Below are 9,162 nucleotides of genomic sequence, written 5' to 3'. Positions count from 1 at the left end.
TTTTTTTTTTTTTTGTGTTTCTTTTTTTTTTCTTTCCCTCTCCCCCCCAACAACGTACTAAAAGGGGATTTCATCATCATTATTTACCTCTATTTTTTGATTTTCTGAATCAGGTAATTCGATTACACCAGCGATTAATTTCCAACAAGGATCGCCACCTTCCCAATCTTCCGGTCGCCAAGGCATACTTAAACTAACTGTTACTAAACAATGATTTTTCGGACGATAGCCTAAGTCTAATTTTCGCACAAACACTGGATCTGTAATACTTGTAGTCAGTCTTTGATGATTTTCGGTGACAATTGTCCCTTCCCATTTTTGGCTTCCTTCGTATACTGCTTTCAAAGGTCTAACGTAAAATTCTACTACTTTTACTAGTTGTAAAGTCCGTCGCTGAGGAAATGGTAATGATTGCAAAAATGGGACTTCTACATATTTCAAATCATTGTGCAAAATATATTCTTCATTGCTGCAATATTTCAGCAAATAAGTTGCGGGAAATTGTCCAACTCGCTGCCATTTACCCGGTAAAATTGAAAGGTTTTCGCTTTCAAAACCGTAGTCTGGGCCTGTTTTCGCTAACGGAATTTGTAAAATATCTAATAATGCTGGTTCTGTTCCGCCAATTTGTCGAATTTCTTTGGTAACTTGGCCAACAGGTAAATCGGAAACTGGACGAATCCATTGTCCTTTAATAGTAGTAATTCCGGCGATGCACCTTTCGCCGCGCTTCCATGAATTAGCAAGGCAAATTATTCGAGTTACAGATGGCATATTTTTACATTTCCCCATTTATCCTTTAAATATTCGGCAACTAAGCGGCGATGACAATGATGTGGTTTTGGTTCGCTACAAAGCAAACATCCACAGTCTAAAATTTCGGGAGTAACTGTTTTTTCGATCTGTCGCTGTTCGATTAAATTTAAGAATTGTTTTTCGTAAGTTTCCCAATCTCCGCCATTCTTTTTGTATGCGTCCAAGATGTCTTTTGTTGGTGCTAAGTCTAAAATATGGATGTATTCGATATTGCCGATTTTCTGGAGAAAATATTCTAAGTCTTTGCGCTTGGTGAAACCTGCTAGTTGGGAAACGTTATTTAGGCGGGTGTCGATGATTTTTCGCACTCCAGATTTCAGCAATGTTTCAAAAAATTGCTCGGCGCTTTTTTGGGTGAAGCCAATTGTAAATAGGTTAATTTCTTTACTCATTTTCGTTGCTGTTTGGTGAGGTTTTGATGTATGCAATTTCATTGCCTTGACGATTATAAGCTGCTTCGATGTCGATCGCTTCTGGTTTGTCAGGTTCTAATTCAAATAAAGTTAGTTGAATTGGTTGATTTGGATCTTCGGTTTTATTAAATTTGCCTAAAAGTCTGGTTTCTAGTTGCTGATGAGTTTCTAAATTGCCATCTGATAAAATATGATTAATTTGTAAGTCAAACTTTCGCAGTTGGCGACAAACTAAAATGGTCCGATGACAGGTAATAGGATCTTTTTCGGCACACATTAAGGCAATTTTGTAAGTTTCTGCGCCTTTAAGTAAACGCTGAATTCCTGTGGCAAATAAGTTAGTTGCGGCGATTCTTTCGTACAAAGCTTTTCCTGTAATGTCGTAACAACTTAAATCTTCCGGTCTTGCGCCTAGTTCTCGACCTAAAAAAACATAGTTTATTCCGGCATTTAATAATGATGTTTTTAAGGCGGGTTGACTGAAGTGGGGGAAACGGCGGCTGTAGGGGTGAGAACGCACATCGGCTACTGCGGTAATTCCGTGTTGTTTTGTTAAGGAAATAAAGGTTTCAATATTAAGATTTGAATGACCTATAGTAAATAGTTGATTCATTAGCGTTATAATTTCTATACATTCTGGCAAATGTATTGTGATAATTATACTATTTTTTGGGGAAAACTCAAAATATTAGTTAAAAAGTGCGATCGCTTCAACAACTCCACTTTTAGAATCTACTGCCAGCATTCGCAGCTAATTTTTAGGAAATCTCAATCTTCAATTATCCCATAGACATTTCTTTTCAAAGATTGTAGAGACGTTGTATACAACGTCTCTACAAGGGTTATCCCGATGAGCAGTCTAAATTAGGCGATCGGCAAATCACGATCGCTAATATTTCAGCAGGTTAATACTAGGGGGAAAAAAATATCAATAACTATCTGGTGAAGTCATCTAAGTAAAATTCAGACTTCGCTATCATTAATTTTCGGGATTTTATCACTCATTAGTTATTAGTATTAATGAGGAAAATTTGGAACCAAATTTAGTGGAAAAATTTGGTTTGTTTATGTTATCTTAATGGTATCTAGGCTCAAAAGCGCTGCACGGATTAAGCAAGCAGCGACAATTTGAGCCCGAATTTTAGAGCGCAAAAAAAATTCATGGAAGCCAAATTCAAAGGGCTTTAACCAAAAGTCAGTTATGCAGCACTGCGAGTGAACAGGTTCCACAAGAAGATGGCAACAATTGCACCTAAAACAGCGACAATAACGCCAACAATACTTAAACTTGAGGAGGTTAGAGCTAAAGTCCCTGTAGTGAATAAGTTAGCCAAACTTCCACCAACAAAAGCGCCGATGATACCTAGTAAAATTGTGCCGAGAATGCCACCGCCTTGGTGTCCGGGATAAATAGCTTTAGCGATCGCACCAGCAATCAATCCTAAAATGATCCAAGCAAGAATATTCATGGTAATTTTCTTTTTATCCTCTTCTTTTGACATTTACAATCTATCAGTAACAATTTGCCTAACCCATCTGCCATCCGATATAAACTGATTTTTTATATGGGAATAAATCTTTTGGTATACTCGTTGAACAGAAAATAAAAAAACTATGTCTGCTGTATTTTTTCGTGATTCATCGCAACCAAACAGAGAAAGAATAAGCAATCTGTTACAAGCAGTAAACTGGCAGTGGAGAAGGGTAAATTTTAGTCAATCCAAGAAAATTATTGTGAACTATCAGGGATAGAAATTGGAGAAGTAGAAAATGAATGTTCCTGAAGATATTTTTGCTGGTGGTGGAGAAATGGGAGCTTTAATGCGAAGTTTTGACTGGGGGAATACTCCTTTAGGTATAGTAGAAAATTGGCCGCAAAGTTTACGGACTGCGGTGAGTATTTTGCTCAATTCCCCTGATCCAATCTTTATATGTTGGGGTTCTCAGTTCATTAAGCTATACAACGATAATTACATCCCCTTTTTGGCAGAAAAACACCCCCAAGCTTTAGGAAAACCTTTTGCTGAAGTTTGCCCGGAGATGTGGTCAGCAATGGGTTCAATGTTAGAAAAAGTGAGAGCAACTGGCAAAGCTGACTTACCGGAAAATATGCAAATTTTCAAATATGGCAATAAATACCCAGAAAAAGTTTATCTGAAATTTTCTTATGCGCCTATTCGAGATGAAAGTGCTCAGGTGGGGGGAATATTTGTTACTTGTAGAGAAACTACTCAGAATGTGCTTCAACAGCTTTCTTTCAATGAGCAGCGATTGCAAGAAAGTCAACGTTTGTTACAGCAAATAATTGATACAATTCCGGGAATTTTATATATTTATGATTTAGTAGAGAATCGGAATGTTTATGTAAATCAGCAAATTACTGACTTGTTGGGATATAGGCCAGAACAAATTCAAGAAATGGGAGAGATGTTATTTCCTCTATTAGTGCATCCCGATGATTTAGTTAAATTTCCTGACCATATCGAGCAGTTTCACTCACTTCCAGAAGGAGTAATTTTAGAACTCGAATATCGGATGCTAAGAGCTAATGGTGAGTGGTGTTGGTTTAGTGGTCGGGCAACTGTATTCAATAGAAATGCTGATGGTTCACCGAGACAAATTCTCGGTACTGCTTATGATATTACTAAACGTAAGCAAGCTTTATCGGAGTTGCGAGCGCAAAAAGAGCGTTTTGAATTAGCAGCAGCGGCTGTAAATTGTTTAATTTATGATTGGGATTTGCCAACAAATTTAGTCCAAAGAACTGATGGTTTAACACGCATTTTTGGCTATTTACCTGAAGAAGCAGAACCAACGCGAGATTGGTGGTCTAGTTTGATTCATCCCGAAGATTTATCCCCGGCAAAGGAGAAAGTAATTTCTCAGTTAGTTAGTCAAAATCGTTATGAAGTTGAGTATCGAGTTCGCTGTAAAAATAATCAATATTTGTATGTAATAGACCAGGGTTTTGTCATTAAAGATAGTCAGGGACATCCAGTGCGGGTAGTGGGGACTACTACAGATATTAGCGATCGCAAAAAGTTAGAAATAGCCTTACGATGTTCCCAAGCTAAACTTAATGATATTCTGAACAGTGCGATCGCTGCTATTATCAGTTACCGAGTATATGCTGATGGTAGTTGGGAACATGAATATTTTTCCGCAGGTTGTGAAAAAGTTTTTGGTTTTACCGCCACAGAATTAACAGAAAATCCTCATCTTTGGATGTCAAGAGTATTACCAGAAGATTTAGCTTCGTTGCTTCCTAATCGTTATCAAGATATCTTTGCTGGTCGGACTAATTCAATGGAATATCGATTTCAACATAAAGATGGAACTTGGTGTTGGATTTCCGATATCATGACTTCTCGATATGAAACAGAGTTAAATTGTTGGATTGCAACTGCTGTAGCAACTGATATCACGGAACGCAATCAATTATTAGGTGATGTGCAACTACGAGCAAGTCAATTACGCGGTTTAACGGAAGCATCATTAGCAATGAATTCTGTATTGTCAATTGAACAAGTATTGCAAGTAGTAACAGAACAAGCGCGATTAATTATTGGTGCTCATCAATCAATTACAACTATGGCGATCGAAGGAAATTGGCGAAAACCAATTCATGTTGTTTCTTTTTCTGATAAATATGCTCAATGGCAAGATTACCAACCTAACTTTGATATCTGCCAAATCTATCCGCAAATTCGCCAGATGAATCAAGTTTTAAGAATGACAGAAACCGAACTAATTCTAGACCCTAAATGGATTGAATTCAATCAAGAAATGGAAAAACATCCACTAATGCGGGGTTTATTAGTTGCACCATTAATTAGAAGAGATGGAGTAAATATTGGAGTGATTCAACTTTCTGATAAACATTCTGGCGATTTTACCGAAGCAGATGCAGATATTTTAGTGCAGTTGGCGCAGATGGCTTCGGTCGCGATCGAAAATTCTCGGTTATATGAAGCCGAACAAAATGCGCGTACTCAAGCGGAATCAGCTAACAGAATTAAGGATGAATTTTTAGCCGTTCTCTCCCATGAATTGCGATCGCCTTTAAATCCGATTGTCGGTTGGTCAAAATTACTGCGAAGTCGCAAATTCGATCAAAAAACTACCGATCGCGCTTTAGAAACGATCGAGCGCAATGCTAAATTACAAACTGAATTAATCGAGGATTTATTAGATGTTTCCCGCATTCTTCAAGGTAAACTCACACTCAATGTTTGTTCTGTTGACTTAAAAACTATCGTGGAAGCGGCAATTGAAACAGTACGTTTAGCAGCAGAAGCAAAATCAATTCAAATTAAAACTTTGTTTCAATCAAATGTTAGCTTAATTTCTGGCGATCCAAATCGATTACAACAAGTAATTTGGAATTTGCTTTCCAATGCAGTGAAGTTTACACCCAATGGCGGAAAAGTAGAGATTGAGTTAGAGCAAATTGGTATCTTTATATTAATTCGAGTCAGCGATACTGGTAAAGGAATTAAAGCTGATTTCATTCCCTATATTTTTGATTACTTCCGTCAGGAAAATAGCAGTACAACTCGCAAATTTGGCGGCTTAGGTTTAGGTTTAGCAATTGTACGCCATTTAGTAGAATTACATGGAGGAATTGTCCAAGCAGATAGTCAAGGTGAAGGTAAAGGAGCTACTTTTACAGTTCAATTACCAGTAAAACCTGCTAGCTCAGAGGCAAAATTAGAAACCAAAAAGCCAGATTTAAAAACTAACTTAAATGGTGTGCGAGCTTTAGTTGTCGAAGATCAAGAAGATACGCGAGAATTAATTGTCACACTGCTAGAACAAGCAAGTGCCGAAGTAATTCCTGTCGCCTCCGCTCAAGAGGCATTACAAGTTTTAACCCAATCAGAAATCGATATTTTATTAAGTGATATTGGAATGCCAGAAATTGATGGTTATACGTTATTACAGGAAGTTAGAAATCACCCTAACCAAAAAATTAGCCAAATTCCCGCGATCGCACTTACCGCTTATGTAGGTGAATTTAATCAGCAACAAGCCCTGAAAGCCGGATTTCAAAAACATCTCGCTAAACCAGTTGAACCAGTAGAATTGATTGCCCTTGTAGCAAAGTTAGTTAATAATTCCTAAATCAAGAAAATTTCATCCTTTATATAGATGCCTAGTGTAGGAAGATACATTATTTATGAATAAAAATCCCTGCTTTAGATAGATTTTGTTAAAGAAAAAATTCGCTTCAATAAAATGATTCGTAAACTGCTCTGCGGAAGAAGTTATTAAAAAAAGAATCTCGATTACCAGATGTTAAAGCCTTAGAAAATGCCGTTGATGCCGAACTTTTAACTTGGCCTCCAGGTAATTTAGCTAATTTTTGTAAGCGATCGGCCTGACGTGCTGCTAGTACAACATTGTATCCTTTACTAGCAAATAATTCAGTTGTTGCTTTACCAATGCCTAGAGAAGCACCTGTAATTAGTACAGTTTCAGTCATAATTTTGTCTAAAAATCTGCTGGGTTATCTCTCAGCTTGGTAAACAGAATTGTGAAAATATTCTCACTTTTCTCAGATTTTGACTGCTGATTTAAGCTTCTACTTTCTTTAGGTATCCTACAGGATTTTTTATATTTTTTATAATCTAGAAATATCTACCCTCAGAAGTGTAAGGCTTTTAGAACTGTAGACAGAGCAAAGAAAAATTTTTGACAGTTAGAATCGAAAAGTAATTGTTAAGTAATGTAAAATGACGACTGAAGTCACCAATTTATCGGCTTTTAATAACAGTAGTAAAAGTAGAGAAGCTAACTTTTCTGGTCTATCAATTTCTCGGAGCATAGCTAATTTTTATGGAATTATTATTGCAGCTGTAATTCTTTCATTATGGGCAATTAATTTAGGAATACTACTTTCTATTGATATCAGAAAACTACAGTTTTTATGGCTTATACCTGCTATATTTTGGCAAACCTTCCTCTACGCAGGTCTGTTTATCACTGCTCATGATGCCATGCACGGTGTAGTATTCCCTGCCAATCTTAAAATTAACCATTCGCTCGGAGCGATCGCAGTATTTTTATACGGTTTATTTGACTATAAAGATTTACTGAAAAAGCATTGGTTACATCACCGTTATCCGGCAACTGAACTTGACCCAGATTATCACGATCGGGTGCATAAAAGCTTTTTTGGTTGGTATTTCCACTTTATGAAAGGTTACTCCAACTGGAAGCAACTTTTAGGATTAGCATTAGTGTTTTTGTTGCTAGCCGAAGGGTTACATATAGCTAAAATAAACTTGGTTTTATTTTGGATCGTTCCCTCACTTTTAAGCTCATTACAATTGTTTTATTTTGGAACTTACCTCACCCACCGAGAGCCAAAAGAAGGATATACAAATCAACATAGAGCAACAAGTAATAACCTTTCACCTTTCTGGTCATTCATTACCTGTTACCATTTTGGCTACCATAAAGAACATCACGATCACCCTCATCTTCCTTGGTGGAAATTACCAGAAGTTTATCAAAAATAGGTGACTAATTTTAAATAATTAAACTCAGCAAAAAAATCCAAAATAATCAGTTTTGAGATCTTCATACTCAAGACTGATTAAACTTATTTTTTTGCTTGTCAGGATGATTGCAAATAAAAAATATATAGCATTCTCAGAGGTGGAAAAATGCTTCAATCTTGGATGGTAATTGGAGGCATAACTTTAATAGTTGCCCTTGGTACTATTTTGATGAGACCGCGTGATACAGTTTGGGGAGTGGAATTACGCCGACCTCAATGGTTAGTTTTTGAACCTGCTATTCCTTTTATTTGGACTTTCATTTTTGTCTGTGGTGCAGGGTCAGCTATTTTAGTTTGGGAAAAAGATCCGGGTAGTTTAAAAACTTGGCTACTCATGGCACTTTACCTAATCTTAGAAGTAGTGACAGTGGCTTATATCCCCATGACGCTAAGACTAAGAAGCTTAAAAGTTGGCTTGATATTAGGAGCAGTGGGATTTGTTTTAGCTGTTTCACTAACACTTTTAATTTGGCCTATTTCTGGTTTAGCTGCTGCTTTATTAGTACCTTATTTGCTGTGGAGTCCTGTTGGCACATATACTACTTGGGAAATGATTCAACTCAATCCAGAAGCAGCTTAATCACTTAATTTTAAGTCGCTGAGTGTGATTGTTAATTTACTAATCATACCTTAGAGGTAGTTAAATAAATAGCATAATTACCTCCAGGGATGAAGAAATTGTAAGCTCTGCTTTTTATGATGATCCCAGTAGTGAAATAAAAAGAGGATGTTATTTATGGCTGTGAAACAAATCGATGACTTATCGCCTGAAGTTAGAGAACAATTAGCTGATGGTTCTGAACAATATTTTCTAGCTGCTTTCAATAGCGCCTACGAAAATGGAATGGATGAAGAATCTGCTATGAATGTAGCTTGGAATAGTTTGGGAGTAAACTTTGAAAAAGGTCAAGATGGCAAATGGCACAAGAAGCCAGAAGAACCAGGTATACATTACAAACCTGTTACTTCGGGCGGTAACTAAGTAACAAAAAAACAGCCGATTGTGCCAAATTTTATTTACATTTTCTGTAGGGTGCGTTAACGCCAGTGTAACGCACCTTCCCACTACCCAGGCTTCCAGACTTATTGCTGGGAAGGTGCGTGAAGGTGCGTTATGTTATTGAATAACTCAGAGTTATTGCTGGGAAGGTGCGTTACGTTATCACTAAACTTATTGAATAACTCAGAGTTATTGCTGGGAAGGTGCGTTACGTTATCACTAAACTTATTGCTGGGAAGGTGCGTTACGTTATCACTAAACTTATTGAATAACTCAGAGTTATTGCTGGGAAGGTGCGTTACGTTATCACTAAACTTATTGCTGGGAAGGTGCGTTACGTTATCACTAAACTTATTGCTGGGAAGGTG

The 9,162-nt window shown here is 37.0% G+C and carries 8 protein-coding genes and 1 pseudogene; 4 read left to right on the top strand and 5 right to left on the bottom strand.

All coding sequences use genetic code 11. The annotated features are described in order from the left end of the window. Positions 1-57: 57 nt before the first annotated feature. The 4 genes from ACE1CC_RS09705 to ACE1CC_RS09690 all read right to left on the bottom strand — a co-directional run bounded on the left by ACE1CC_RS09705 (position 58) and on the right by ACE1CC_RS09690 (position 2,698). Positions 58-774, bottom strand: coding sequence for a dual OB domain-containing protein (locus ACE1CC_RS09705; RefSeq protein WP_413270261.1), 717 nt, complete (start codon positions 772-774; stop codon positions 58-60). Further along, positions 762-1,208, bottom strand: a complete 447-nt coding sequence (locus ACE1CC_RS09700; RefSeq protein ID WP_413270260.1) for a DUF488 domain-containing protein — start codon at positions 1,206-1,208, stop codon at positions 762-764. Before ACE1CC_RS09700 ends, ACE1CC_RS09705 begins: the two co-directional genes overlap by 13 nt. Further along, the gene (locus ACE1CC_RS09695; RefSeq protein ID WP_413270259.1) at positions 1,201-1,842 is read right to left on the bottom strand and encodes a DUF488 domain-containing protein; all 642 of its coding nucleotides are present in this window, start codon (positions 1,840-1,842) and stop codon (positions 1,201-1,203) included. Before ACE1CC_RS09695 ends, ACE1CC_RS09700 begins: the two co-directional genes overlap by 8 nt. A gap of 586 nt (positions 1,843-2,428) precedes the next feature. Continuing rightward, positions 2,429-2,698 carry a GlsB/YeaQ/YmgE family stress response membrane protein gene (locus ACE1CC_RS09690; RefSeq protein WP_413270262.1) on the bottom strand — a complete coding sequence of 90 codons (270 nt, stop codon included), beginning with the start codon at positions 2,696-2,698 and terminating at the stop codon, positions 2,429-2,431. Positions 2,699-2,999: 301 nt separating this feature from the next. On the opposite strand from ACE1CC_RS09690, the gene ACE1CC_RS09685 reads away from it, so the two are divergent. Next, positions 3,000-6,353 (top strand): PAS domain-containing protein, encoded by a 3,354-nt coding sequence (locus ACE1CC_RS09685; protein WP_413270258.1) that lies wholly within the window; start codon positions 3,000-3,002, stop codon positions 6,351-6,353. A 232-nt stretch (positions 6,354-6,585) separates the two neighbouring features. Here ACE1CC_RS09685 and ACE1CC_RS36760 read toward each other — a convergent pair. Beyond that, positions 6,586-6,714 (bottom strand): annotated as a pseudogene (locus ACE1CC_RS36760) (SDR family NAD(P)-dependent oxidoreductase); the annotation flags it as partial. A 250-nt stretch (positions 6,715-6,964) separates the two neighbouring features. Here ACE1CC_RS36760 and crtW point away from each other — a divergent pair. The 3 genes from crtW to ACE1CC_RS09665 all read left to right on the top strand — a co-directional run bounded on the left by crtW (position 6,965) and on the right by ACE1CC_RS09665 (position 8,776). Next, positions 6,965-7,753 (top strand): beta-carotene ketolase CrtW, encoded by a 789-nt coding sequence (gene crtW / locus ACE1CC_RS09675; RefSeq protein WP_413270256.1) that lies wholly within the window; start codon positions 6,965-6,967, stop codon positions 7,751-7,753. Between the two features lie 147 nt (positions 7,754-7,900). Further along, positions 7,901-8,374 (top strand): TspO/MBR family protein, encoded by a 474-nt coding sequence (locus ACE1CC_RS09670; RefSeq protein WP_413270255.1) that lies wholly within the window; start codon positions 7,901-7,903, stop codon positions 8,372-8,374. Between the two features lie 156 nt (positions 8,375-8,530). Next, complete coding sequence (locus ACE1CC_RS09665; protein ID WP_413270254.1) at positions 8,531-8,776, top strand: ChaB family protein; 246 nt, start codon at positions 8,531-8,533, stop codon at positions 8,774-8,776. Positions 8,777-9,162: the final 386 nt, after the last annotated feature.

Origin of the sequence: Floridaenema aerugineum BLCC-F46 (assembly GCF_041929345.1) — a bacterium.
In the GTDB taxonomy this organism is placed as follows: Bacteria; Cyanobacteriota; Cyanobacteriia; order Cyanobacteriales; family Aerosakkonemataceae; genus Floridanema; species Floridanema aerugineum.
Note: the sequence above shows the minus strand (reverse complement) of the source record. Positions and strands in the feature narration are given on the sequence as shown.